This window comes from Sphingomonas panaciterrae, from assembly GCF_036890205.1.
GTDB classification, from domain to species: domain Bacteria; phylum Pseudomonadota; class Alphaproteobacteria; order Sphingomonadales; family Sphingomonadaceae; genus Sphingomonas; species Sphingomonas panaciterrae.
In genome coordinates this window covers 710,381-733,507 of the sequence record NZ_JAKNQR010000001.1, presented here as the reverse complement: position 1 = coordinate 733,507, position 23,127 = coordinate 710,381, and the positions used below count along the sequence as shown (strand labels likewise).

Annotated in this window: 22 protein-coding genes and 1 tRNA gene; 12 read left to right on the top strand and 11 right to left on the bottom strand. The window is 68.0% G+C overall.

Annotated elements, in window-relative coordinates:
- Nucleotides 1–5 precede the first annotated feature (5 nt).
- Complete coding sequence (gene yajC, locus L8F96_RS03605) at nucleotides 6–344, bottom strand: preprotein translocase subunit YajC (protein ID WP_046409272.1); 339 nt, start codon at nucleotides 342–344, stop codon at nucleotides 6–8.
- 138 nt (nucleotides 345–482) lie between these two features.
- On the opposite strand from yajC, the gene L8F96_RS03600 reads away from it, so the two are divergent.
- The 3 genes from L8F96_RS03600 (at nucleotide 483) to L8F96_RS03590 (ending at nucleotide 3,148) form a co-directional block, all read left to right on the top strand.
- Complete coding sequence (locus L8F96_RS03600) at nucleotides 483–788, top strand: putative quinol monooxygenase (RefSeq protein ID WP_046409273.1); 306 nt, start codon at nucleotides 483–485, stop codon at nucleotides 786–788.
- A gap of 49 nt (nucleotides 789–837) precedes the next feature.
- Nucleotides 838–914, top strand: a tRNA-Pro gene (locus tag L8F96_RS03595).
- A 311-nt stretch (nucleotides 915–1,225) separates the two neighbouring features.
- Entirely contained in the window at nucleotides 1,226–3,148 is a 1,923-nt protein-coding gene (locus L8F96_RS03590) for a DUF3857 domain-containing protein (protein ID WP_334655105.1), read from the top strand.
- A gap of 138 nt (nucleotides 3,149–3,286) precedes the next feature.
- Here L8F96_RS03590 and L8F96_RS03585 read toward each other — a convergent pair whose 3' ends face one another.
- From L8F96_RS03585 to L8F96_RS03560, 6 genes are all read right to left on the bottom strand, one after another.
- Complete coding sequence (locus L8F96_RS03585) at nucleotides 3,287–3,526, bottom strand: DUF6894 family protein (RefSeq protein ID WP_046409335.1); 240 nt, start codon at nucleotides 3,524–3,526, stop codon at nucleotides 3,287–3,289.
- Between the two features lie 155 nt (nucleotides 3,527–3,681).
- Nucleotides 3,682–4,209, bottom strand: a complete 528-nt coding sequence (gene moaB / locus L8F96_RS03580) for a molybdenum cofactor biosynthesis protein B (RefSeq protein ID WP_046409336.1) — start codon at nucleotides 4,207–4,209, stop codon at nucleotides 3,682–3,684.
- A gap of 44 nt (nucleotides 4,210–4,253) precedes the next feature.
- Nucleotides 4,254–4,952 carry an enoyl-CoA hydratase/isomerase family protein gene (locus L8F96_RS03575; RefSeq protein WP_046409274.1) on the bottom strand — a complete coding sequence of 233 codons (699 nt, stop codon included), beginning with the start codon at nucleotides 4,950–4,952 and terminating at the stop codon, nucleotides 4,254–4,256.
- Complete coding sequence (locus tag L8F96_RS03570; RefSeq protein WP_334655104.1) at nucleotides 4,949–5,818, bottom strand: 4-(cytidine 5'-diphospho)-2-C-methyl-D-erythritol kinase; 870 nt, start codon at nucleotides 5,816–5,818, stop codon at nucleotides 4,949–4,951. The genes L8F96_RS03575 and L8F96_RS03570 overlap by 4 nt, the downstream gene beginning before the upstream one ends.
- Entirely contained in the window at nucleotides 5,815–7,416 is a 1,602-nt protein-coding gene (locus L8F96_RS03565; protein ID WP_334655103.1) for a tetratricopeptide repeat protein, read from the bottom strand. The genes L8F96_RS03570 and L8F96_RS03565 overlap by 4 nt, the downstream gene beginning before the upstream one ends.
- On the bottom strand, nucleotides 7,391–9,049 hold the full coding sequence (locus L8F96_RS03560; protein ID WP_125945457.1) for an electron transfer flavoprotein-ubiquinone oxidoreductase: 1,659 nt from the start codon (nucleotides 9,047–9,049) through the stop codon (nucleotides 7,391–7,393). Before L8F96_RS03560 ends, L8F96_RS03565 begins: the two co-directional genes overlap by 26 nt.
- A gap of 124 nt (nucleotides 9,050–9,173) precedes the next feature.
- Between L8F96_RS03560 and L8F96_RS03555 the strand changes: the two genes are divergently transcribed.
- The 6 genes from L8F96_RS03555 (at nucleotide 9,174) to L8F96_RS03530 (ending at nucleotide 15,272) form a co-directional block, all read left to right on the top strand.
- Nucleotides 9,174–9,914: a uracil-DNA glycosylase gene (locus L8F96_RS03555; RefSeq protein WP_125945458.1), complete on the top strand. Its 741-nt coding sequence runs from the start codon at nucleotides 9,174–9,176 to the stop codon at nucleotides 9,912–9,914.
- Entirely contained in the window at nucleotides 9,914–11,710 is a 1,797-nt protein-coding gene (locus tag L8F96_RS03550) for a lytic transglycosylase domain-containing protein (protein ID WP_417158930.1), read from the top strand. The genes L8F96_RS03555 and L8F96_RS03550 overlap by 1 nt, the downstream gene beginning before the upstream one ends.
- Nucleotides 11,711–11,862: 152 nt before the next feature.
- Nucleotides 11,863–12,936 (top strand): recombinase RecA, encoded by a 1,074-nt coding sequence (recA, locus tag L8F96_RS03545; RefSeq protein ID WP_046409277.1) that lies wholly within the window; start codon nucleotides 11,863–11,865, stop codon nucleotides 12,934–12,936.
- Nucleotides 12,937–13,113: 177 nt separating this feature from the next.
- Nucleotides 13,114–13,962, top strand: a complete 849-nt coding sequence (locus L8F96_RS03540) for a class I SAM-dependent methyltransferase (protein WP_334655101.1) — start codon at nucleotides 13,114–13,116, stop codon at nucleotides 13,960–13,962.
- Complete coding sequence (locus L8F96_RS03535; protein ID WP_125945461.1) at nucleotides 13,959–14,591, top strand: glutathione S-transferase family protein; 633 nt, start codon at nucleotides 13,959–13,961, stop codon at nucleotides 14,589–14,591. Before L8F96_RS03540 ends, L8F96_RS03535 begins: the two co-directional genes overlap by 4 nt.
- 6 nt (nucleotides 14,592–14,597) lie before the next feature.
- Nucleotides 14,598–15,272 (top strand): hypothetical protein, encoded by a 675-nt coding sequence (locus tag L8F96_RS03530; RefSeq protein ID WP_334655100.1) that lies wholly within the window; start codon nucleotides 14,598–14,600, stop codon nucleotides 15,270–15,272.
- 62 nt (nucleotides 15,273–15,334) lie between these two features.
- On the opposite strand, the gene L8F96_RS03525 is transcribed toward L8F96_RS03530, so the two are convergent.
- Both L8F96_RS03525 and L8F96_RS03520 read right to left on the bottom strand, forming a co-directional pair.
- The gene (locus tag L8F96_RS03525; RefSeq protein WP_046409280.1) at nucleotides 15,335–16,684 is read right to left on the bottom strand and encodes a dicarboxylate/amino acid:cation symporter; all 1,350 of its coding nucleotides are present in this window, start codon (nucleotides 16,682–16,684) and stop codon (nucleotides 15,335–15,337) included.
- A gap of 213 nt (nucleotides 16,685–16,897) precedes the next feature.
- The gene (locus tag L8F96_RS03520; RefSeq protein WP_046409281.1) at nucleotides 16,898–17,221 is read right to left on the bottom strand and encodes a YnfA family protein; all 324 of its coding nucleotides are present in this window, start codon (nucleotides 17,219–17,221) and stop codon (nucleotides 16,898–16,900) included.
- 105 nt (nucleotides 17,222–17,326) lie between these two features.
- On the opposite strand from L8F96_RS03520, the gene alaS reads away from it, so the two are divergent.
- Nucleotides 17,327–19,990: an alanine--tRNA ligase gene (gene alaS / locus L8F96_RS03515; protein ID WP_334655099.1), complete on the top strand. Its 2,664-nt coding sequence runs from the start codon at nucleotides 17,327–17,329 to the stop codon at nucleotides 19,988–19,990.
- A 99-nt stretch (nucleotides 19,991–20,089) separates the two neighbouring features.
- Here alaS and L8F96_RS03510 read toward each other — a convergent pair whose 3' ends face one another.
- A complete protein-coding gene (locus tag L8F96_RS03510; protein ID WP_052742540.1) occupies nucleotides 20,090–20,638 on the bottom strand; it encodes a hypothetical protein in 549 nt (182 codons plus the stop codon).
- A 161-nt stretch (nucleotides 20,639–20,799) separates the two neighbouring features.
- Between L8F96_RS03510 and L8F96_RS03505 the strand changes: the two genes are divergently transcribed.
- On the top strand, nucleotides 20,800–21,510 hold the full coding sequence (locus L8F96_RS03505; protein WP_334655098.1) for a glutathione S-transferase family protein: 711 nt from the start codon (nucleotides 20,800–20,802) through the stop codon (nucleotides 21,508–21,510).
- Here the strand turns inward: L8F96_RS03505 and L8F96_RS03500 are convergent.
- Nucleotides 21,507–22,034 (bottom strand): DNA-deoxyinosine glycosylase, encoded by a 528-nt coding sequence (locus L8F96_RS03500; RefSeq protein WP_136450631.1) that lies wholly within the window; start codon nucleotides 22,032–22,034, stop codon nucleotides 21,507–21,509. The genes L8F96_RS03505 and L8F96_RS03500 overlap by 4 nt on opposite strands.
- A gap of 102 nt (nucleotides 22,035–22,136) precedes the next feature.
- On the opposite strand from L8F96_RS03500, the gene L8F96_RS03495 reads away from it, so the two are divergent.
- Nucleotides 22,137–23,117 (top strand): cysteine synthase A, encoded by a 981-nt coding sequence (locus L8F96_RS03495; protein ID WP_046409284.1) that lies wholly within the window; start codon nucleotides 22,137–22,139, stop codon nucleotides 23,115–23,117.
- Nucleotides 23,118–23,127 lie beyond the last annotated feature (10 nt).

Genomic DNA, 23,127 nt, shown 5'->3' with positions numbered 1-23,127 from the left:
TCGCCTCAGTCGTTCGCGGGCTTGGCGCCGAGCGCCGTCACCTCGGCGAGGGTCGCCTTGACGACCTTCACGCGGGTGTTGGGGGCGATCTCGACCTCGACGAACTGGTCCTCGACCTTGGTCACCTTGCCGACGAGGCCGCCGGCGGTAACGACCGTGTCACCCTTCTTCACCGCCGCGATCGCATTTTGCAGCGTCTTCATGCGGCGCTGCTGCGGTCGGATCATGAGGAAGTAGAAGACGACGAAGACCAGGATGAGCGGCGCCAGGCTGAGAAAGCCTGCCATGCCGCCCTGCGAGGAAGCGCCCGTGGCCGTCTGGGCATAAGCTGGAGAGATGAACATGCCGTCCTTGCGTGCACATGGGTCATGAGGCCCGCAGAACGGACCTCAAGGGAAGCGTGCGCCGCTATCACTGCCACGGCCTTGGCGCAACTCACGCGCGTGGTAAGGAAGCGCGGATACGAGCGAGAAGGAGAGGTAATGACGATCCTGGTAATGGGTACGATCAAGCTTGGCGCCGGAGAGGGCGCAAAGGCCGCGTCGCTGTTCGCCGATCATGCCGCGGTGGTGAAAACCGAAGAGGGGTGCGAGGAATATAGCTTCGCGTTCGACGCGGCCGATCCCGATCTGGTCCGCGTCGCCGAACGCTGGGCGACTCCGGAGGCGCTGGCCGCGCACGGCCAGGCCGATCATCAAAAGGCATTCGGCCGCGCGCTGCGCGCCCATTCGCCGTCCGCCATGTCGATCGACGCCTGGGACGGGCAGCATTGGCGCAAGCTGATCTGATCACGACTTGCATATCCCGCGCGGCCCGCGTAGGGCCGCGCGTCTCGGTCGGGGCGTAGCGCAGCCTGGTAGCGCATCACACTGGGGGTGTGGGGGTCGCAGGTTCGAATCCTGTCGCCCCGACCAGAGACTTCAAGAAAAATTGCCGCCATCCCCGCGCACTGCGCGGGCGGTGGCCGCGCGCCGGCGCATCGTGCGCGGCCGGCCACGTCGAAAGCCGCGGGCGTGTGCGGCCCGTTATCGTGCACCAACATCTTGCAAGTGACCTGCTTCTGCCACAGGTGCAGCCTGAGAGGTTGGGGGCAATATCGATGAATGTTCGTGCTGGGCTGCTCCTTGCGGCGTCAATGCTTGTTGCCGGGCCTGCTTATGCACAATCCGACAAGGTCTCTCGTGGTCCCACTCCCGCCTGGGTGAGCCCATCCGAGTTGTTGCCGATGCCGGCTACCGTCACCGGTCCGTTGCTATTCCTGCGTCAGGATGTGCTGGTCCACTTGAGTGACAAGGGCCAGGCGCAATATTTCGGCTACCGCGTGAAGATCCTGGATTCCAGCGCGCTGCAGGTCGGCAATATTGCCATTGCCTGGAACCCGGCCGCCGGAGCCCCGATCGTGCATGGCATCAGCGTGTTGCGCGACGGACAGCTCGTCGACGTTCTGAAGAGCGCCTCTTTCGAAATCCTGCGGCGAGAGGATCAACTCGAAGCGGCAATGCTCGACGGGATGCTGACGGCGGTGCTTCGCGTCCCTGATCTGCGCGTCGGCGACGAACTGGACGTGCAGTTTACCAGCTTCTCCCGCGATCCGGGGCTCGGGCCGTATGATTCGGGCATGCTGTTGCTGGGGCAGGCCCCGGCTCCCGGCCGCTATCGGCTACGGTTGAGCTGGGACGCCGGGCACGAGCCGCGGCTCAGGATTGCTCCGGACATGACGTCGGCAATGGTGAAGCAGGAGCGGGCGCTCGAATTCCGCTTCGACAATCCCGCGCTGCTATCGCCGCCGCGCGATGCGCCGCCACGCTATCTCTGGCAGCGCGCCGTGGAATACAGCGACTTTGCCGACTGGGCTTCACTGTCGCGTCACTTCGCGCCCCTCTATGCGAAGGCCGCTACCCTCGCCGCCGACTCTCCGATCAGGCGCGAAGCAGCCCGCATTGCCGCGGCTCACACGCGGCCGGTCGATCGCGCTGCCGCGGCGCTGAAGCTTGTGCAGCAGGATGTGCGCTACATCTACGTCGGCCTGAATGGCGGTAACGTGATCCCGGCGTCGGCGGACGAAACCTGGAAGCGCCGCTACGGCGACTGCAAGGGCAAGACCGCGCTGCTTCTCGCGCTGCTGGCGGAGTTTGGGATTGAGGCAGAGGCGGTCCTCATCAATGCCGATGGCAACGACGACGGGCTCGATCAACGACTCGCGTTGCCGCAGGTGTTTGATCATGTGCTTGTCCGCGCCCGTATTGACGGCCAGCAAACCTGGCTGGACGGCACCTTGCCCGCGGTTGCCACGCCAAACGCACAGCCGGTGTTCCCGGTGGGCTGGGTCCTGCCACTCACCCGGGCCGGCAGCGCACTCGAGCAGCTGCCCTGGCGGCCGGCAACCGTGCCCGACACGATCAATCTGTTCGAGATTGACGCACGAGCCGGCTTCGACACGCCGCCCCGCGTTGTCACGACCGAGATTATCCGCGGCGTAAAGGGACTGCAGAACCAGCTGCAATTCGCCGCGATCAGCGCCCCGCAGCTGCTCGACGGCTTTCGCCAGAATGCGATCGGCGAGTTCTGGCAGACGATCGACGACGTCCAATGGCGCTATGATCAGAAGGCGGGTGCCAGCGTCCTCACCATTTCCGGCACGGCCAGGATGACCTGGGATGACGACGACAGCGGTGGGAAGTCGCTGGCGTTGCCTGGTGGTGGCTTCAGCCCGCCCGATCGCCGCGCTCGTTCGCCGGGGCCAAACCAGAACGCACCCTATTACAGCAAGCCTGAGTATATCTGCCACGTCACCACGGTGCGCTTGCCGACATCCACGAAGCCTGAACAATGGTCATCGAAGCCCAGCTACGACAATCGCCTGTTCGGCCGGCATTATCACCGTGCCTGGGAGATCCGCGATGGCGCGATACGGATGATCCGCGGATCGCGCGTCGAGCGGCCGGAGACCGATGCCGCGTCGGCCGAGCGCGACAATGCGCGGATCGCCAAGTTCGACAACAGCATGGGTTGGATCTTCTACGACCCCGCGGGTCGCAAGGCCGCGGTGGGGAAGGGCGAGACCGTGCCCGCGACCTATGATCTCGACTGGACGGCCGACAATGTGCCGTGCGTGTCGCCGGAAAGGCCGCAAACGGGAACGCCGTAGCCGCTCTGCCTGCCCTGGTTTCGGCCCGCCGGTCGCGTTCTGCGCCGCGCCACCCCAGGCACGGGTGCGCCCCGGCGGCATCGGCCACCGGCGCGCGCATCCTCTCCGCGAATGGCCCCTTTCCAGGAGCTCTGGTGATCAGGAAATCTGGTGCGCGACTTCGGCCAGCGTCAGGCGGGCAAGCGGCTGATTCAGCTCGTTTTCGATGTCCAGGCTGCCCTTCATCGTAGTGATCCCGCGGCGTGCCGGCGTGCGCACCAGCGATCGCGCGGACCGCTGCGCCTGGATCAGCGCGGCATTGAGATCGGGCAGTTCGAAGCTTTCCGCGCGGCGGGTCATCTGGTCTGGTGTACGGACACGGAAAAAGAAAGTGGGCATGCACATCGAAATGTTCGGCAACGCCGTTGGTTGCTATGTTCAACCCACGTCATCATCATTTTGACAAATCATGTGAAAATGGACGCGCACGGGCCGCGATCCGTGTCCGATTATGGCGGCCGGATGTGCGCCGCGTTGCGCAATATTGCCGGCGCTCAGCGTTCCAGCAGGCGCGGCATCAGCTCGACGAAATTGCAGGGCCGATGGCGGCTGTCGAGCTGGTCCTTGAGGATGCCGTCCCACCCGTCCTTCACCGCGCCGGTCGATCCGGGCAGCGCAAAGATATAGGTGCCGCGCGCCACGCAGGCGCAGGCGCGTGACTGGACGGTGGAGGTGCCGATCGTCTGGTAGGACAGCCACCGGAACAGCTCGCCAAAGCCGGGGATCATCTTGTCGGCGACTCGCTCCACCGCCTCGGGCGTCACGTCGCGCCCGGTCACCCCGGTGCCCCCGGTGGTGATGATGCAATCGATCGCCTCGTCCTCGATCCAGGCGTGAAGCTGCGCCACGATCGCATCGGCATCGTCGCGCAGGATTTGGCGCTGCGCCAGCACATGCCCCGCCTCCAGCAGCCGCGCGACGAGCGTATCGCCGGAGCGATCGTCGGCCAGGCCGCGCGTGTCGGACACGGTCAGCACGGCGATGTTGACGGGCAGGAACGGGCGGTTCGTGTCGATCGGCATGGCGAGGGTATCGCCTGCCAGCGCGACGCGATCAACGCCCCCGATCAACGATACCGTTGGGCCGCCGCGCGAAAGCGGGGGTTGGCGAAACTGTCCTCGAAGGCGGCGGCATGGTCGGGCGCGGCCGGATCACGCAACATCGCCTTCAGCATGACCAGCGCACCCGCATCGTTGGCGGCGATCTGCGCCGCGATTGCCGCCCCATCGCCGATCACGTCGACCAGCCCGATGCGCAGCGCCTCGTGCGCGTCGATCGTCGCGGCGGTGAACAGCAGGCGCGCCGCCTGCCCCGGGCCGACCACCGCCAGCAGCCGCGCCAGATCCTCCGCCGGATAGCCGATGCCCAGCCGCGCCGGCGGGATCGCGAAGCTGGCGTCGCTGCTCGCCACCCGCACGTCCGCGGCCAGCATCAGCGCGACGGCCGCGCCATGGCAGCCGCCGTCGATCGCGGCGACCAGCGGCATGGGAAGCGCCGCCAGCGATTCCACCGCCGCGCGGATCGCGAGGCGAAAGGGCGCGCGCAGCTCGGGCGCGTCGGCAAGCCGCGCGGCTTCGCTGAGGTCGGCGCCGGCGGAAAAGATCCCCGGCACGCCCGATTGCAGCAGAACGACCGCCGCCTCGCGCGGGACCGCCGCGGCAATGTCGGCCAGCTCGTGGAAATGCGCCGCGCCCATCGCATTGCGCCGGCCATCGCGAGCGAGGGTGATTCGCGCGATCGCCCCGTCCATCTCGAACCCGATCATGCCAGCCGGCTCGCCATCTGCCACCAGCCGGGCTCGGCGGCGGCAACCGCGGCAGCGGCGCGGTCGCGCTGCGCAACCGTCTCGAACAGCGCGAGGCACGTCGCGCCCGATCCGGACATACGCGCCAGCGTTACGCCGGGCTGCGCGGCAAGCACCGCAATCACCCGGTCGATCTCCGGCGCCAGGCTGCGCGCCGCCGGCTCCAGGTCGTTGCGCCCGCCGATCGGGTCTGCCGGGTCCAGCGGCCCGCGGTCGATCCCGTCCCAGGCGGCAAAGACCGCCGCGGTCGACACCGCCACGCCCGGATTGACCAGCAGCACCGGCGCACCGGCCCAGCCATCCAGCGGCGCCAGCGCATCGCCCTTGCCGGTGCCGAAGGCGGTCCGCCCGGCCAGACAGGCGGGAACGTCGGCGCCCAGTCGGGCAGCGATGGCGATCAGCCGCGGATCATCGGCCGAAACGCCATGCCGCCGCGCCAGTGCGCGCAGCGTCGCCGCCGCATCGGCCGAACCCCCGCCGATCCCGGACGCGACGGGCAGGTTCTTTTCCAGGATGATCGCATGGCGCTGCGCGACGTCAAAGGTATCGAGAAAGCCGTCGGCGGCACGCGTCACCAGATTGTCGGCCCAGCCAGCACGATCCGCCGGCACCACGTCGGTCACCGCCGCCGCCAGCGCGCTCGCGAACGGCCCGGTGATGGTAAAGCTGTCGTCCTGCGCGTCGGCAATCGTCACCACGTCGCCGTCGCGGCAGAACACGAACAGCGTTTCCAGATCGTGATAGCCGTCGGCCCGCCGCGCGCGGACGTGAAGCGCAAGGTTCAGCTTCGCCGGCGCCGGCTCCACGATCACATCGCTGGAAATCATTGGTGGGTCGTCGGTCCGTTGGCGATCTTCGCCGCGAGCCGCGCGGACGTTTCGGGTTCCGCGACGACCTGCGCCGCGCGCCATGCGTATCGCGCGTCGACGCGCCTGCCCAGCGTCCAGTAAATGTCGCCGAGATGCTCGTTGACCTCGACATCCGCCGGGGAGGCGGCCGCCGCGCGCTCGATCAGCGGCAGCGCGCGCTTGCTGTCACCCGCCAGATGATAGGCCCAGCCCAGCGAATCGGTGATCGCGGCATCATTGGGCCTCAGCGCGCTCGCCGTTTCCAGCAGCGCCTGCGCCGGGGCGACCGGCTCGCCATGCACGATCTGCGCATAGCCGAGATAGTTCAGCGCCAGCGGCTCCTCGGGCGCGAGCCGCACCGCTTCCTGCAAGGCGCGGTGCGCGCCGGGCCAGTCACCCGCCTCGTCCAGCGCAGCGCCATATTGCAGCCACGTCGACCAGTCCGCCTCACCCTTGTCGATCAGCCGGCGATAGACGGGCACCGCCTCCGCCGGCCGGTCGGCGGTCATCAAGAGGTCGCCATAGCGTTGCAGCGATGCGGGGGTGTTGTCGCGCGCCTCGGCCTCGGCCGCCGCGATCGCCTCGTCGATGCGGTCGGCGCTGGCCAGGATCTGGACACGGCCGGCCCGCGCCGCGTCGCGATAGGGGCTGGTCGGCGGAATCGCCTTCAGCGTCGCGATCGCCCGCGCGGGTTCACCGGCGCGCGACAGCGTATGCGCCAGCAGCAGGCGGGCGCGATCATTGCCGGCATCCGCCATCACCGCCGCCTGCGCCAGCGCGAGCGGCAGCGGGCTGTCGGGCCCGAGGATCAGGTCGCTGGCGATACGCGTGAACAGCGCCGACGCGCCGAATGCCAGCGATGGCTGCGCGCCCGGACCCGGCTGGTCGCGCAGCGCCGCGATCGGTGCCGCGTCCCCGGCCAGCAGCCCGCGTGCCTCCGCCGCCCGCCCGGTACCGATCAGCAGCCGCGCGGCGATGATGCGCAGGTCTTCGCTCGCCTGGCCGGTGCCCAGCATCGCGCTCAGCGTGGTCAGCCCCTGGCGGGTGTTGCCTTGCGCGATCAGGATCAGCGCGCGCGTTTCGCCGGCAAAGCGCCGCGCCACGCTGTCGCTGCGGCCGACCGCCAGCAGGGGCAGGGGGTCCTTGCCGCGCGCGAACGCGGCCCAGGCGGCGAGCGGCGGCGCCATCACCGCGAACTGGCCCTTGCCGATCCGCGCAATCGCGGCGTCGGCGGTGTCGAAGTCCGCATGCGCGGCGGCACTGGCGAGGATCAGCAGGTCGGCGTCGGCGGGGGCGGCGCTGCCCAGCGCCACCGCGGCGTCGAGCGCCAGCTTCAGGTTCCCCGCCTTGATCGCCTCGCGATAGGCGTAGGCGGCGACGCCCTTGTCGCCCGGCGTCGCGGCCAGCGCATCGGCGTAGCGCTGCGCCGCCGCCTCGGCCGCGCCCTCGCCATCGGCGGCGCGCGCCTGCAGATAAGCGAGCAGGTCGGGCACGGCGGCATGCGCCGGCGCTGCGGCGACGATCGCCGCAAGCGCCGCCGCTGCCAGCAGCTTACATGTTGGGATAGTTCGGCCCACCACCGCCCTCGGGCACCACCCAGTTGATGTTCTGCGTCGGATCCTTGATGTCGCACGTCTTGCAGTGGACGCAATTCTGCGCGTTGATCACGAACTTCGGATCGCCCGTTTCCTCGCCGACGATCTCGTACACGCCCGCCGGGCAGTAACGCTGCGCCGGCTCGTCATACAGCGGCAGGTCGTACTCGACCGGGATGTTCGGGTCCTTCAGCGTCAGGTGGATCGGCTGATCCTCCTCGTGATTGGTGTTCGACAGGAACACCGAGGAGAGGCGATCGAACGTCAGCACGCCGTCGGGCTTGGGATAGTCGATCTTCTTGGCCATGTCCTTGCGCCACAAGGTCTCATGGTCGGCATGCTGCTTCATGGTCAGCGGCCATTTCAGGCCGAAGTTTTCCATCCACATCGCAATGCCGGCGATGCCCGAACCCATGAAATCGCCGAACTTCTTCACCAGCGGCGCGACGTTGCGGACGATCGACAGCTCCTTCTTCACCCACGACGCCTCGAACGCCTCGGGGTAAGCGGTCAGCTCGTCGCCCTGGCGCTGCGACAGGATCGCGTCGACCGCGGCCTCGGCGGCCATCATGCCGCTCTTCATCGAGGTATGCGTGCCCTTGATCCGCGGCACGTTGAGGAAACCGGCGCTGTCGCCGATCAGCGCGCCCCCCGGGAAGACGAGCTTCGGGATCGACTGAAGCCCGCCGTCGCTGATCGCGCGCGCGCCATAGCTCACCCGCTTGCCGCCCTTCAGCAGCTTCGCAATCTCGGGATGCGTCTTCCAGCGCTGCATTTCGGCGAACGGGAAGACATAGGGGTTGGAATAGTTCAGCCACGTGACGAGGCCGATCGAAACCTGCCCGTTCGCCTGGTGATAGATCCAGCCGCCGCCGTTGGTGTCGCTTTCACTGAGCGGCCAGCCTTGCGTGTGGATCACCTTGCCCGGCTCGTGCATCGCGGGATCGATGTCCCACAATTCCTTGATGCCAAGGCCATAGGATTGCGGATCGCAGTTAGCGCGCAGGTCGAAAATGCGCATCAGCTCCTTCGACAGATGCCCACGGCACCCCTCGGAGAAGAAGGTGTATTTCGCGTGCAGCTCCAGCCCCGGCTGGTAATCGGGCTTGCGGGTGCCGTCGCGCGCCACGCCCATGTCGCCAGTCGCGACGCCCTTCACGCTGCCGTCCTCGTTGAACAGGATCTCGGCCGCGGCGAAGCCCGGGAAGATCTCGACACCCAGTTCCTCGGCCTTGCTCGCCAGCCAGCGGCACAGATTGCCAAGGCTCCCGGTATAGGTGCCCTTGTTGTGCATGAACGGCGGTGTCATCAGGTGGGGCAGGTTGAACTTGCCCTGCTTGCTCAGCACCCAGTGGATGTTCTGCGTCACCGGCACTTCGGCCAGCGGGCACCCGTCCTCGCGCCAGTTGGGCAGCAGCTCGTCCAGGCTGCGCGGATCGATCACCGCGCCCGACAGGATATGCGCGCCCACTTCGCTGCCCTTTTCGAGCACGCAGACGGACAGGTCGGCTTCCTTCTCGGCGGCGAGCTGTTTCAGGCGGATCGCCGCGCTGAGGCCGGCCGGCCCCGCACCCACGATCACCACGTCATAAGGCATCGACTCGCGTTCGCTCATCATTCTCTCCATTGGCCGGCCCCGATCGTAAGCGAGCGATCGGGCGCGCGCCGGCAACGTCTTGTCCCCATCGGCTGTCGAGCGAATTGACCGCTACGTCAACCGTAACGCTATGAAGCGGCTTATGGGGGCAGATCAGAACACGAATTGGCGGTTGGCCGCGGCAAGCGTCCTCGAATGGTGGCAGGACGCGGGCGTCGACATGCTTGTCGGCGACGATCCGTTCGACTGGCTGGGCGGCGAAGAGCCGGTTGCCCTAGCGTCATCGCCACCGGCGCAGCCGCGCGGCGCGCCGCTGGATCCCCCCGTCACGGCGACGCTGCCGGCGACGCTGGAGGAACTGCTCGCCTGGCGCATCGGCACCGCCGCGCCGGAGGCGGGATGGGGCGTGCCGCTGGTCACCGCCAGCGGCCCGACAACCGCAGACCTCATGATCCTGATCGACTGTCCGGAGCGGGACTCGACCGATTCGCTGCTTGGCGGCATGGCCGGGCGGCTGTTCGACCGGATGCTCGCCGCGATCGGCCGCTCGCGCGACGATGTGCACCTCGCCAGCGTCTGCGCCGCCCGTCCGGCGGCGGGACGGATGCCGCGCGATCTTGAACAGCGGCTGGGCGAAATCGCCCGCCATCACGTCGCGCTGGCCGCCCCGAAGCGGCTTCTGGTGATGGGCGATGCGGCGAGCCGTGCCATCCTGGCGGCGAACGTCATGGAAGCCCGTGGGCGTTTACATGCACTTAACCATAGAGTCTCACAAACGACGGAGGTCGTCGCGAGCTTCCATCCGCGCATGCTGTTGGAGCGGCCCGCGCTCAAGGCCGACGCGTGGAGGGATCTGCAATTGCTGAAAAGGGGACTTGAGTGATGCGGATGCTGCTTGCGGCCGTCTCGGCCGTGGCGCTTGCGCCAACGATGGTCGCGGCTGAACCGGTGCGCCATGAGGCGCCCGGCAAACCCGTCATTCCGCCGCAGCTCTCGCCGGAGCAGCGCAGCCAGTATCGCGCGGTGTTCGCCGCCATTCGTGAAAGCCGCTGGCAGGACGCGCAGCTTGCGCTCGACGGCATGGCCCCCGGCCCGCTGCACAGCTACGCCCGCGCCGAACTTTACACCGCCAAGGGCTCGCCCCGCGTGGAGCTTGAGCCGCTGGTCCGCCTGCTGACCGAGGCGCCCGAACTGCCCCAGGCCGAATCGCTCGCCCGCCTCGCCCGTGCGCGCGGCGCCGCGGACCTGCCGCCGCTTCCGGTGGCGCAGCGTCTCATCTGGCAGGACGGCGCGCCCACCCGCGTGCGCGCCCGCGCCACGCGCAGCGATGCGATCGCCGCCGATCTGGCCAACAAGATGCAGCCTTATGTGAAGGCGGACATGGGCCGCGCGGCGGAATCGCTGCTCGATTCGACCAGTGGCCTGACGCCGGAGGCGCAGACCGAATGGCAGTCGCGAGTCGCCTGGATCTATTTCCTCCAGGGGCTCGACGGCGACGCCCGCCGCCTCGGCGAAAAGGCTGCGCGCGGGCAGGGCGACTGGGCCACCCATGCGCGCTGGACGTCGGCGCTCGCCGCCTGGCGCCAGAATGATTGCGCCGCTGCCGGTGAGGGGTTCGAGGCGGTCTCCGCCCGCGCCGGTGATACCGACATGCGCGCCGCCGGCCTCTATTGGGCCAGCCGCGCCGACATGATGTGCGGCCGCCCCGACCGGGTCGAGGGCCGGCTGAAGAACGCCGCACAATATAGCGAGACCTTCTACGGCCAGATCGCGCGTCAGGCGCTCGGCATGCAGACCGCGGCCTTCAAGCCGCAGAAGGTGACGAGCGACTGGGCCAATCTGGAACGCCGCCCCAACATCCGCGTCGCCGCCGCGCTGATCGAGATTGGCGAGGACAGCGCCGCCGACCAGGTGATCCGCCAGCAGGCGAAGATCGGCCCCAAGGCGGAATTCGCCAGCCTGGTCCGCGTGACCGAGCAGATGAACCTTCCCGCCAGCGTCGTGTGGCTCGCACACAATTGCCCGGAAGGCTTCGTCGCCACCGCCGAGACGCGCTATCCGACGCCGAACTGGACGCCCGACACCGGCTGGCGCGTCGACAAGGCGCTGGTCTATGCCCACACGCTCCAGGAATCGGGTTTCCGCAACAAGGTCGTGTCGCCCGCCGGCGCTTATGGCCTGATGCAGATCATGCCCGCGGCGGCGACCGATTACATGCGCGAACGCGGAGTTCAGGTGGACAAGGCCGCGCTGACCCGCCCCTCGACCAACATCGACATCGGCCAGCGCCATCTGGAGCGGCTGCGCGACATGGGGCTGACGCAGGGCCTGCTGCCCAAGGTGATCGCCGCCTATAACGCCGGCCCGCGCCCGGTCGGCGAATGGAACTCGCTGGTGCGCGATAACGGCGATCCGCTGCTCTACATCGAAAGCATCCCTTATTGGGAAACGCGCGGCTATGTCGTCACCGTGCTGCGCAACTACTGGATGTATGAGGGGCAGACCGGCCGTGACAAATCGGTCAGCCGCGCCGCGCTCGCACAGGGCATGTGGCCGCGCTTCCCCGGCATGAAGGGTGAGCCTGCGGTGCGGATCGCGGCCAGGCCGTCGACCAATACCGTCGCGGTCAATGCCGCAGTCGCGCCGGCGCCGGGCAGCGCCGGCACCAGCCTGCAATAAGCGTTCGCCATGCTGCCGGCGCCCCGTTCGGGGTGTCGGCGGCGGCGTGTTGGAAATCTCGCGTTCCACTATTGTTCTTTCGGAACAAAGTCGATACGACTGCGATCGTGCGTTGAACGGTTCGCGCGCTTGATCTAGCGAGAGACCTCCTCATGGCCGCCAATCTCAAGGTGATCCCAAACAACATGGCTAGCGCGAACTCGGATCGTCAGAAGGCGCTCGACGCCGCCCTTGCGCAGATTGACCGCGCCTTCGGGAAGGGCTCGGCGATGAAGCTGGGCCAGAAGGAGGCGATGAAGGTCGAAACGGTGTCGACCGGCAGCCTGGGTCTCGACATCGCGCTCGGCGTCGGTGGCTTGCCCAAGGGCCGCATCGTCGAGATCTTCGGCCCGGAATCCTCGGGCAAGACGACGCTCGCGCTCCACGCCATCGCTGAAACGCAAAAGGCGGGCGGCATGGCAGCCTTCGTCGACGCGGAGCACGCGCTCGATCCGGCCTACGCCAAGAAGCTCGGCGTCAACATCGACGAACTGATCGTCTCGCAGCCCGACACGGGGGAGCAGGCGCTTGAGATCGTCGATACGCTCGTCCGCTCGAACGCGATCGACGTGCTGGTGGTCGACTCGGTCGCCGCACTGGTGCCGCGCGCCGAGATCGAGGGCGAGATGGGCGACAGCCACGTCGGCCTCCAGGCCCGCCTGATGAGCCAGGCGCTGCGCAAGCTGACCGGCACGATCAACCGCTCCAATTGCCTCGTCATCTTCATCAACCAGATCCGAATGAAGATCGGCGTGATGTACGGCTCGCCGGAAACGACGACCGGCGGCAATGCGCTGAAGTTCTACGCCTCGGTGCGCCTCGACGTGCGCCGCATCGGCTCGGTCAAGGATCGCGACGAGGCGACCGGCAACCAGACCCGCGTGAAGGTGGTGAAGAACAAGGTCGCGCCGCCGTTCAAGCAGGTCGAGTTCGACATCATGTTCGGTGAGGGCATCTCGAAGCTGGGCGAGATCATCGACCTCGGCGTGAAGGCCGGCCTCGTAGAAAAGTCGGGTTCCTGGTTCAGCTACGATTCGATCCGGATCGGTCAGGGTCGCGAGAACTCCAAGGGGTATCTGCGCGACAATCCCGAAGTGGCCGAGCGTCTCGAACGCCAGATTCGCGCCCGCCAGGACGGTCTGGGCGAGGAGCTGATGGCCGGTCCGTCGGAGGAAGACGACGCCTGAGGCGCCGTTCGCTCCATCCCGTTCTTCTGAAAAGGGGCCGGCCGCCGAAAGGTGCCGGCCCTTTTTCGTTGCCGCCGCCCTCCAGACGCCCCCGACCGGCCGGGACGGCGGCGGTCCCCTCTATCCCGGTCGCGGCGCGACGGGCATGCAGGGCCTCCACGGTAAAAGGATGCTGCGATGACCACCGCCCCGCTCTGGCAAACCCGCGTCGGCGACGTCTGGGCGGCGGAATGGCAGCGCACCGACCGCAGCTTCGCCGATCTGGCGCGCGCGCTCGACGCGGCAATCCTCGCGCTCGCGCCTGAACAGGGGAAGGCGGCCGATCTCGGCTGCGGCGCCGGCGCCACCAGCCTCGCGCTCGCCGCCGCACGCCCGTCGCTCTCGATCCTCGGCGTCGACCTGTCCGCGCCGCTCGTCGCCGTCGCGCAGGATCGCGCCGCCAGTGCCGCCGCTGCCAACACCCGCTTCGTCTGCGGCGCCGTCCCCGATGCGCTGGCCGGGGAGGGGCCATTCGACCTCGCTGTCTCGCGCCATGGCGTCATGTTCTTCGATGATCCCGCCGTCGCCTTCCGCGGCATCGCCGCCGCGCTGCGCCCCGGCGCGCCCCTGGTCTTCTCCTGCTTCCGCGCTGCCGCCGAAAACCCCTGGGCCAGCGAGACGATCGCCCAGATGGGCGGCCACCTCGACCCGCCCGGCGCCTATGCCCCCGGTCCCTTCGCCTTCGCCGATCCCGCGCGAGTCACCGCGCTGCTCGACAGCGCCGGCTTCACCGATGTCGCGCTCCAGCCGGTCGATTATCGCTACCACGCCGGGGCAGGGGACGACCCCGCCAGTGACGCCGCCGACTTCTTCACCCGCATCGGCCCCGTCGCCCGCGTGATCGCCGAGGCGGCGGAGACGGATCGACCCGCGCTCCTCGCACGTTTGCGCTCGATCCTGGCCACGCGGGTCACCGGCACCACGCTGGATTTCCCCGCCGCCGCCTGGATCGTCACCGCGCGCGCTCAGGGGAAGACCGCTTCATGATCATCGTCCACCACCTCGAAAACTCACGCTCGCAGCGCGTGCTGTGGATGCTCGAGGAACTCGGCCTGCCCTATGAAATCCAGCGTTATGAGCGGGATCGCAAGACGATGCTCGCCCCGCCTGAGCTCAAGCGGGTCCACCCGCTCGGCAAGTCGCCGGTGATCGTCGACACCCGCGACGATCATCGCGTGATCGCGGAGACGGGCGCGATCGTCGAATATCTCGTCGACAAGGCCGATGGCCGCCTCGGCGCGCCCGCCACCCGCGGCGGCGCGCTCGATTACCGCTTCTGGCTCCATTATGCCGAAGGCTCGCTGATGCCGCCGCTGCTGGTGAAGCTGGTGCTGACGCGCGTGCCCCTGTTCGGCAAGGTGGCGCAGAAGCGGATCCAGCCGATGATCGACACCCATCTCGATCATGTCGAGGCGCATCTCGCCAGCCGGCCGTGGTTCGCCGGCGACACGATGACCGCCGCCGACATCATGATGAGCTTCCCGCTGGAGGCGGCGCGCAGCCGCGGCGGCCTCGACCAGAGCCGTCCGGCGACGATCGCCTGGCTCGACAAGGTCCACGCCCGCCCCGCCTACCAGACCGCGCTCGCCAAGGGCGGCCCCTATGCCTACGCCTGACCGCGCGTGATCGGGCGCTTTCCCGCCGCGCTGCTGCTCGCCGCCTCCGCGCCGGTCGCCGCGCCCGCGGGGCAGGCGATGCCAACGTCCGCGGCCGCTCGCGCCGCCGCGCTCGCCGGTGACTATACCGCCGCGCAGATGGAGCTGGTCGCCGCGCTCCGCCTCAGCCCCGACGGCACCTTCCGCTACGCGCTGACCGTCGGCGCGCTCGATGAGACCGCGCAGGGCAAATGGCGCCTCGCCGGCGACGTGATCGAACTGACCAGTGATCCGCGCCCGCGCCCCCCGGCGATCGAGCCGGCGCCGCCGCAATCCACCCCCGGCGCCCCCTTCGGCCTGCGCGTCCTTGCCCCCAATGGCGCCGACGTGCCCGCGGTGGATTTCGTGATCGAATTCGACTCCGGCCCGCCGCTCACTGCCTATACGCCGGGCGACCGCTGGGTCCTGCCCGCGACGGAGCGTCGCACGCCCCGCTTCGTCACCTTTGTCGCGCCGCGCTACCGCCTGCCATCGACGCGCCTGCCGCTCGACCCGCAGGCCGGCCGCACCGCGATCTTCCAGCTGGTGCCCGATGATGTCGGCGTCGCCGACCTCACCGGCGCGCATCTCACCGTCGAGGGCGACGCGCTGACGCTCCACCGCGACGACGGCACGCTCCGGTTCCAGCGAGCCACCCGCTAGGCGCCCCACAAAAAAAGGGCGCCGCACCCGCGACGCCCTTTCCTTTTTCCCGGCTTTCCCGCTCAGCCGCGCTTGTCGCTGTCCAGCTTCGGTGTCTCGGCAAAGCTCTGCGTCGGATAGGCCGGCCCGCCCCCGGCCGGCGCGTGCGGATCGGGGATCACGTCCGGCTCCAGCGGGTCGAGCTCGCCCTCCCACTTGGCGATGACCGTGGCCGCCACCGCATTGCCCACGACGTTGGTGGCGCTTCGGCCCATGTCGAGGAAATGGTCGATGCCGATGATCAGCAGCAGGCCCGCCTCGGGAATGTCGAAGAACCCCAGCGTCGCCGCGATCACCACCAGGCTTGCGCGCGGCACGCCGGCGATCCCCTTGCTGGTGATCATCAGCACCAGCAGCATGGTGATTTCCTGCCACAGCGTCAGGTCGATGCCATAGGCCTGCGCGATGAAGATCGTCGCGAAGGTCATGTAGATCATCGAGCCGTCGAGGTTGAAGCTATACCCCAGCGGCAGGACGAAGCTGGCGATGCGCGGCGGCACGCCGAACTTGTCGAGCGCCTCCAGCGTGCGGGGGTAGGCGGCCTCCGACGATGCGGTGGAGAAGGCGAGCAGCAACGGCTCGCGGATATAACGCACCAGCAACGTCGTGCGGCGTCCGACGATGGCGTAGCAGACGCCGATCAGCAGCAGCCACAGCACGATGATGCCGAGGTAGAAGGTGCCCATGAAATAGGCGAGGTTGCCGATGATCGACGGCCCCCGCTCGGCCAGCGTCCCGGTCACCGCGGCGAACACCGCGAGCGGCGCGAAACGCATGACGTAATTGGTGACGGTCAGCATCACCTGCACCAGCGCCTCGATCCCGCGGACCAGCGGCGCGGCCTTCTCGCCGACCGCAGTGATCGCGACGCCGATGAAGATCGAGAAGACGACGATCTGCAGGATCTCGTTCTTCGCCATCGCCTCGATGCCGGAGGCGGGGAAGATGTGGGTGAAGAAATTGGTGAGGTTGAACGCGGCCTGTTCGACGCCGCTCGATTCGTTCGTCGCCGGCAACGGGAAATTCAGCCCGACGCCCGGCTGGAACAGGTTCACCAGGATCAGGCCCAGCGTCAGGCTGACGAGGCTGGCGACGATGAACCATGCCACCGCGCGGCCGCCGATCCGGCCCAGCGCGGCGGTATCGCCCATGTGCGCGATGCCCGCGACCAGCGTGGCGAAGACCAGCGGCGCGATGATCATCTTGATCAGCCGCAGGAAGATGGTCGTGACGATGGAGAAATAGCCGGCAATTTCCGACAATTTGGCCGCCGAAGCTGGCGTGCCGTCGTCGAAATACGCGTTGAGCGACAGGCCCAGCACGATACCGGCCGCCAGGCCGATCATGATATATAACGTCAGGCGCTTGGCCATGGATGCTCCCGGAATGTGCCTCCGCCATCCGGTTCAAGCGCAGAGCGAACGGAGGAAAATGTCGATCCGGCGTGATGAAGGGGATTGCCGTCGCAACGTCAAGCCTCTGTGCGGGTGCGAACAAGGCAGTTTCCTGCAGCAGTGATGCACAAATGCTATGGCCGGCGCGTCATCTGTTTATGCGGTGGGACGCGGAAACGATCGCTTGCGCCGTCACCCGCCCCGCGGCCCCCACAGGATGATCGCCGCGCCGATCAGGCAGACGGCAGCGCCCGTCAGGTCCCAGCGGTCGGGCCGAACGCCCTCCATCGCCCACAGCCACAGCAGCGCGGCGGCAATGTACACCCCGCCATAAGCGGCATAGGCGCGACCTGCCTGGTCGCTGTCCACCAGCGTCAGCAGATAGGCGAACAGGCACAGCGAACCGATCCCGGGCGCCAGCCACCAGGCCGATCGGTCCAGCCGCAGCCAGGCCCAGAAGGCAAAGCAGCCGGCGATTTCGGCCAGCGCCGCGGCCAGATAGACGATCCCGCTCACCCGGCCCCTCTCGCATGAAGCGGGCGCGTCCCGCCAGCCCGGCTGCTGAGACTTGTGGAATAGAGATACTGGTCAGCGCGCCCGCCGCCGATTAAGTCGCACGCCATGACCTCGACGAACGACATCCGCCGCAGCTTCCTCGATTACTTCGGCTCGGCCGGGCACAGCATCGTGCCCTCGGCGCCTTTGGTGCCGCAGAACGATCCGACGCTGATGTTCGTCAATGCGGGCATGGTGCCGTTCAAGAACGTGTTCACCGGGCTGGAGACTCGGCCCTATTCGACCGCGGTCAGCGCGCAGAAGTGCGTGCGCGCCGGCGGCAAGCACAATGACCTCGACAATGTCGGCTACACCGCCCGGCACCACACCTTCTTCGAGATGCTCGGCAATTTCTCGTTCGGCGATTATTTCAAGGAACAGGCGATCACCCACGCCTGGACCCTGCTGACCAAGGAATGGGGCCTGCCCGCGGACAAGCTGACCGCGACCGTCTATCACACCGACGATCAGGCGTTCGATCTGTGGAAGAAGATCGCCGGCCTGCCCGATCACCGCATCATCCGCATCCCGACCAAGGACAATTTCTGGGCGATGGGCTCGGATGGTCCGTGTGGGCCGTGCAGCGAGATCTTCTACGATCATGGCGATCATATCCCCGGTGGCCCTCCCGGCTCACCGGACGAGGATGGCGACCGCTTTGTCGAGGTGTGGAACCTCGTCTTCATGCAGTTCCTGCAGGAAGCGGACACGATCATCGGCGATCTGCCGCGACCGTCGATCGACACCGGCATGGGGCTGGAACGGATCGCGGCCGTCATGCAGGGCGTGCACGACAATTATGATACCGACACGTTCAAGGCGCTGATCGCCGCCTCGGGTGCGCTGACCCACACCGCGACGACCGGCGCCAATCAGGCCAGCCACCGCGTCATCGCTGATCACCTGCGCTGCGCCGGCTTCCTCGTCGCCGACGGCGTGCTGCCGGCCAACGAAGGCCGCGGCTATGTCCTTCGCCGCATCATGCGCCGCGCCATGCGCCATGCGCACCTGCTCGGCGCGAAGGAGCCGTTGATGCACCGTCTGGTGCCGGCGCTGGTCGCCGAAATGGGCGCGGCTTACCCCGAACTCGTCCGCGCGCAGCCGCTGATCGAGGCGACGCTCTCGCAGGAGGAAACCCGTTTCCGCCAGACGCTCGACAAGGGGCTGAAGCTGCTCGACGAGGCGACCGCGGGGATGAAGCCGGGCGACGTGCTGCCGGGCGAAACCGCGTTCAAGCTCTACGACACGTTCGGCTTCCCTTATGACCTGACCGAGGACGCGCTGCGCGCCCAGTCGTTCGGCGTCGACCGCGCCGGCTTCGACGCCGCGATGGCGGAGCAGAAGCGCGCGGCGCGCGCCGCCTGGAAGGGCTCGGGCGCGAAGGCATCGGACGAATTGTGGTTCGACCTCGCCGAGGAAGTCGGCGCGACCGAATTCACCGGCTATTCCAGCGATGTCGGCGAGGGCGTCGTGCTCGCGCTGGTCAAGGATGGCGCGCGCGTCGAGAAGGCTGCGGCGGGCGACCAGGTCGACGTGATCGTCAACCAGACGCCTTTCTATGCCGAGAGCGGCGGTCAGGTCGGCGATGCCGGCACGATCAGCAGCGACGCCGGCCTTGCCGCCGAGGTGACCGACACCTCGAAGCAGCTCGGCAAATTGTGGGTCCATCACGCGACGCTCGGCGCCGGCGAGATCAAGGTCGGCGACACGGTGAAGCTCGCGATCGACGTCGCGCGCCGCGCCGCGATCCGCGCCAACCACTCCGCCACCCACTTGCTGCACGAGGCGCTGCGCCAGCGGCTCGGCACGCATGTCGCGCAGAAGGGTTCGCTCGTCGCGCCCGATCGCCTGCGCTTCGACGTCAGCCATTCCAGCGCGATGAGCGCGGAGGAACTGGCCGATGCGGAGGCAGCGGTGAACGCCAAGATCCGCCAGAACACCCCCGTCACCACCCGGCTGATGACGCCCGACGATGCGATCGCGATGGGCGCGATGGCGCTGTTCGGCGAAAAGTACGGCGACGAGGTCCGCGTCGTCTCGATGGGCAGCGATGACGGCGGCAAGACCTATTCGGTCGAGCTGTGCGGCGGCACCCATGTCAGTGCGCTCGGCGACATCGGCCTGTTCAAGGTGATCGGCGAGGGCGCCGTGTCCTCAGGCGTCCGCCGTGTCGAGGCGCTGACCGGCGAAGCCGCGCGCGCTTACCTCTCCTCGCGCGACGAGAAGCTGCGCGAGGCAGCCTCCGCGCTGCGCACCACGCCAGACGAAGTCCCCGGCCGCGTCGCCTCGTTGCTCGAGGAAAAGCGCCGGCTGGAGCGTGAACTGGCCGAGGCGAAGAAGGCGCTCGCAATGGGCGGCGGCAGCGGCGCTGCCCCGGCCGGTCCCGAAACCGTCGGCGGCGTCGCCTTCGTCGGTCAGGTGCTGAACGGCTTCGAGGCAAAGGGCCTGCGCGGCGCCGTCGATGACGCCAAGAAGCGGATCGAGTCGGGCGTCGCCGCATTGGTCGCGGTCAACGACGGTCGCGCCACCGTTGCGGTCGGCGTCACCGACGATCTCGTCGCGACCTATAATGCCGTCGATCTGGTGAAGCGCGCGGTCGCTGCGGTTGGCGGGCAGGGCGGCGGTGGCCGGCCCGACATGGCGCAGGGCGGCGGTCCGGACGGCGACAAGGCCGATGACGCGCTCGCCGCGGTGCGCAATGCGCTGGAAGAGGCAAAAGCGGCTGCCTGAATCGGTGCTGGCCGCGCTGCGGCCGAATACGGCCGATCTTCTCCGGCAACAGGCCGGGTAACATGACCGCGGGGCCAAACGACCCCGCGGTCAGGCCGCTTACTTGCCGGCCATCGCAGCGTCGAGCTGCGCGGCGGTCATGCCGATGGTCACGCCCTGCGGACCCGGGCCGAACGACCCCTTGGGCAGGCGCGCATCGCCCTTCGGCGTGGTCAGCGTCACGAACTCGCCCTCGACCGCCTTGATCGTCCCGACCGAGGTGCCACCCGCACCATAGACGGTCGCGCCGGTGGTCAGCTGCGACTGGAACTGCGCGGCAGCCTGCGCTGCGCCCTGGCCCGCGGCCGCCTCAAGCTCCGCCTTGGTCATGGCCAGCGTCGGGCCCTTGGGGCCGGTGCCGAACGACGACAGTGGAACGGCAGCCTTCACGGTGCCGGTGTCGACCACGGCATTGGTGCCATCGGTCGATGCAATGGTGCCGACAGTGTTGCCCTGCGTGTCGACCACGGTGGCGCCGACCGTCGGCGCGGCGGCCGTCGCGGCGCCGGCTGCGGGGGCGGCAGCGCCAGCCTGCGGTGCCGGGGCGGTCTGCGCATTGGCGGCCAGCGGCGTTGCGGCTGCGAGCAGCAGGAATGCGGTACGGTACATGGTCCCTCCTTGTGAATGGATCGGTGATGCAACGACGTCGCACCGGGCAGGTTCCGCGCAAGCACCTGTCGGCAGGCTGATCGATGAAGGGGATGAACGGAGCCCTTGGCGTTGATCCTGGGCCCACTTACCTGCGTTGATCACGCGCAGGAGCAATGCCGATGACTGATCTGTCCGCCTTCCCGATCACACGGCGCTGGCCGGCATCTCACCCCGATCGGCTGCAATATTATGGCCTGCCGACGCCCAACGGGGTGAAGGTGTCGATCATGCTCGAGGAAACCGGGCTGCCTTATGAGGCGCACCTCGTCGACTTCGCCCGGAATGATCAGAAGACGCCTGAATTCCTGTCGCTGAACCCCAATGGGAAGATCCCTGCGATCCTCGATCCCACTGGCCCCGCCGGCACACCGCTGGCGCTGTTCGAAAGCGGCGCGATCCTGCTCTATCTTGCGGAAAAGACAGGAAAGTTCCTGCCTGCCGATCCGGCGGGCCGGTGGCATGCCGTGCAATGGCTGATGTTCCAGATGGGCGGCGTCGGGCCGATGTTCGGGCAATTGGGCTTCTTCAAGAAATTCGCCGGCAAGGACTGGGAGGACAAGCGCCCGCTCCAGCGCTACGTCGACGAGACCCGGCGGCTGCTCGGCGTGATGGATGCCGCGCTGGACGGCCGGCAATGGTTCCTTGGCGATGACTATACCATCGCTGACATCGCCATGATCGGCTGGGTCCGCGCACTCGTGACCTTCTACGACGCGCAGGAAATCACCGGCTTCGACGGCTTCCGCAACGTGTCCGGCTGGCTGGAACGAGCGCTGGCACGTCCGGCTGTGCAGCGTGGCCTCACGATCCCGGCGACCCCCTCGACTTAGTCGAGATACGCCGCCAGCCCCGACCAGGCGGGCTGCTTTGCCGCCAGCCCGACGGTGTGCAGCGGGCTGGAGGAGGGCAGCGCCACGATCGCGACGTCGTGCGCTGCCAGCAACGGGCGGCCCAGTTTCAGCGCGGTACCACCGTTGAAGCCGACGGCGCGCAGGTCGGGAAGGCGGGACACCAGCGCCGACAGATCGTTCGCCGCTGCGTCGCGGATCGCGGCGTCGGTACTGCCCGGCCGCCGCGCACTTGCCACCACGTCCCACAACGCAACCCGCGCCGCGCGCAGCGCCGCCAGCCGCGCCTCGTAGGGCAGCGCGGCGAGATCCTGGCCGATCACCGGGCTCATCAGCCGCCAGAACTGGTTCTGCGGATGCGCATAATAACGCTGCTCGGCGAGGCTGCGCTCCCCCGGCAAGCTGCCCAGGATCAGCAGCCGCGCATCCGGCCGCACCACTGCCGGAAACGAGGCCTTGCGCGGGGCGATCACGGCCTGTGCGGGGGAGGGCGGGGCGTTGCTCATCACTGCCTCATGGTGGTGCGGTGCACGTCAGTAGTAGCGCTTCGCCGTGACAAAGCACGACCAGCGGTTGCCGCTGCTGCGCCGTCGCGCCATCTAGGTGCCATGCAAACCGCTTCGGACACGCTTTCACTCATCGGCCATACGCCTCTCGTTCGCCTCAAGGGCCCCAGCGAGGCAACCGGCTGCGACATCTTCGGCAAATGCGAATTCGCCAATCCCGGCGCCAGCGTGAAGGATCGCGCGGCGCTGTTCATCGTCGAGGATGCGGAGGCGCGCGGCGCGCTGAAGCCCGGCGGTACGATCGTGGAGGGGACGGCGGGGAACACCGGCATCGGCCTCGCGCTGGTCGCCAACGCCAAGGGCTATCGCACCATTATCGTCATGCCGGATACCCAGTCCAAGGAGAAGATGGACACGCTGCGGGCGCTGGGGGCGGAGCTGGTGACGGTCCCGGCCGCACCTTATTCCAACCCCTGCCACTTCGTGCACACCTCGCGGCGCATCGCGGAGGAAACGCCCGGCGCGATCTGGGCCAATCAGTTCGACAATATCGCCAATCGTCGCGCGCATATCGTTGGCACCGCCGAAGAAATTTGGGCGCAGATGGATGGCAACATTCAGGGCTTCACCTGCGCCGCGGGTACTGGCGGCACGATCGCTGGCGTCGGCCTTGGCCTCAAGGAAAAGGATGAGCGCATCACCATCGCGCTCAGCGATCCGCACGGCGCTGCGCTCTACGAATATTATGCCCATGGCGAGCTGAAGAGCGAGGGTTCTTCGGTTGCCGAAGGCATCGGACAGGGGCGTATCACCGGCAATCTCGAAGGTGCGCCGATCGACACGCAATTCCGCATCTCGGATGCCGAGGGGCTGGAATGGGTCGATCGCCTGCTGAAGGAGGAGGGCCTGTGTCTTGGCCTGTCGTCGGGCATCAACGTCGCCGGCGCGGTGCGCCTCGCGCGGGAGCTGGGCCCGGGCAATCGCGTGGCGACGATCCTGTGCGACACCGGCTTCCGCTACCTCTCGACGCTCTACGATCCGGCCTGGCGTGAGGCCAAGGGACTGGCGGTGTCGCGCTCTTGACGTCCCCAAT

What these genes read in the sequence shown, in the direction of transcription:
- yajC (WP_046409272.1), bottom strand. Translation starts at nt 344, where the DNA reads ATGTTCATCTCTCCAGCTTATGCCCAGACGGCCACGGGCGCTTCCTCG.
- L8F96_RS03600 (WP_046409273.1), top strand. Translation starts at nt 483, where the DNA reads ATGACGATCCTGGTAATGGGTACGATCAAGCTTGGCGCCGGAGAGGGC.
- L8F96_RS03590 (WP_334655105.1), top strand. Translation starts at nt 1,226, where the DNA reads ATGCCGGCTACCGTCACCGGTCCGTTGCTATTCCTGCGTCAGGATGTG.
- L8F96_RS03585 (WP_046409335.1), bottom strand. Translation starts at nt 3,526, where the DNA reads ATGCCCACTTTCTTTTTCCGTGTCCGTACACCAGACCAGATGACCCGC.
- moaB (WP_046409336.1), bottom strand. Translation starts at nt 4,209, where the DNA reads ATGCCGATCGACACGAACCGCCCGTTCCTGCCCGTCAACATCGCCGTG.
- L8F96_RS03575 (WP_046409274.1), bottom strand. Translation starts at nt 4,952, where the DNA reads ATGATCGGGTTCGAGATGGACGGGGCGATCGCGCGAATCACCCTCGCT.
- L8F96_RS03570 (WP_334655104.1), bottom strand. Translation starts at nt 5,818, where the DNA reads ATGATTTCCAGCGATGTGATCGTGGAGCCGGCGCCGGCGAAGCTGAAC.
- L8F96_RS03560 (WP_125945457.1), bottom strand. Translation starts at nt 9,049, where the DNA reads ATGAGCGAACGCGAGTCGATGCCTTATGACGTGGTGATCGTGGGTGCG.
- L8F96_RS03555 (WP_125945458.1), top strand. Translation starts at nt 9,174, where the DNA reads ATGGGGGCAGATCAGAACACGAATTGGCGGTTGGCCGCGGCAAGCGTC.
- L8F96_RS03550 (WP_417158930.1), top strand. Translation starts at nt 9,914, where the DNA reads ATGCGGATGCTGCTTGCGGCCGTCTCGGCCGTGGCGCTTGCGCCAACG.
- recA (WP_046409277.1), top strand. Translation starts at nt 11,863, where the DNA reads ATGGCCGCCAATCTCAAGGTGATCCCAAACAACATGGCTAGCGCGAAC.
- L8F96_RS03540 (WP_334655101.1), top strand. Translation starts at nt 13,114, where the DNA reads ATGACCACCGCCCCGCTCTGGCAAACCCGCGTCGGCGACGTCTGGGCG.
- L8F96_RS03535 (WP_125945461.1), top strand. Translation starts at nt 13,959, where the DNA reads ATGATCATCGTCCACCACCTCGAAAACTCACGCTCGCAGCGCGTGCTG.
- L8F96_RS03525 (WP_046409280.1), bottom strand. Translation starts at nt 16,684, where the DNA reads ATGGCCAAGCGCCTGACGTTATATATCATGATCGGCCTGGCGGCCGGT.
- alaS (WP_334655099.1), top strand. Translation starts at nt 17,327, where the DNA reads ATGACCTCGACGAACGACATCCGCCGCAGCTTCCTCGATTACTTCGGC.
- L8F96_RS03510 (WP_052742540.1), bottom strand. Translation starts at nt 20,638, where the DNA reads ATGTACCGTACCGCATTCCTGCTGCTCGCAGCCGCAACGCCGCTGGCC.
- L8F96_RS03505 (WP_334655098.1), top strand. Translation starts at nt 20,800, where the DNA reads ATGACTGATCTGTCCGCCTTCCCGATCACACGGCGCTGGCCGGCATCT.
- L8F96_RS03500 (WP_136450631.1), bottom strand. Translation starts at nt 22,034, where the DNA reads ATGAGCAACGCCCCGCCCTCCCCCGCACAGGCCGTGATCGCCCCGCGC.
- L8F96_RS03495 (WP_046409284.1), top strand. Translation starts at nt 22,137, where the DNA reads ATGCAAACCGCTTCGGACACGCTTTCACTCATCGGCCATACGCCTCTC.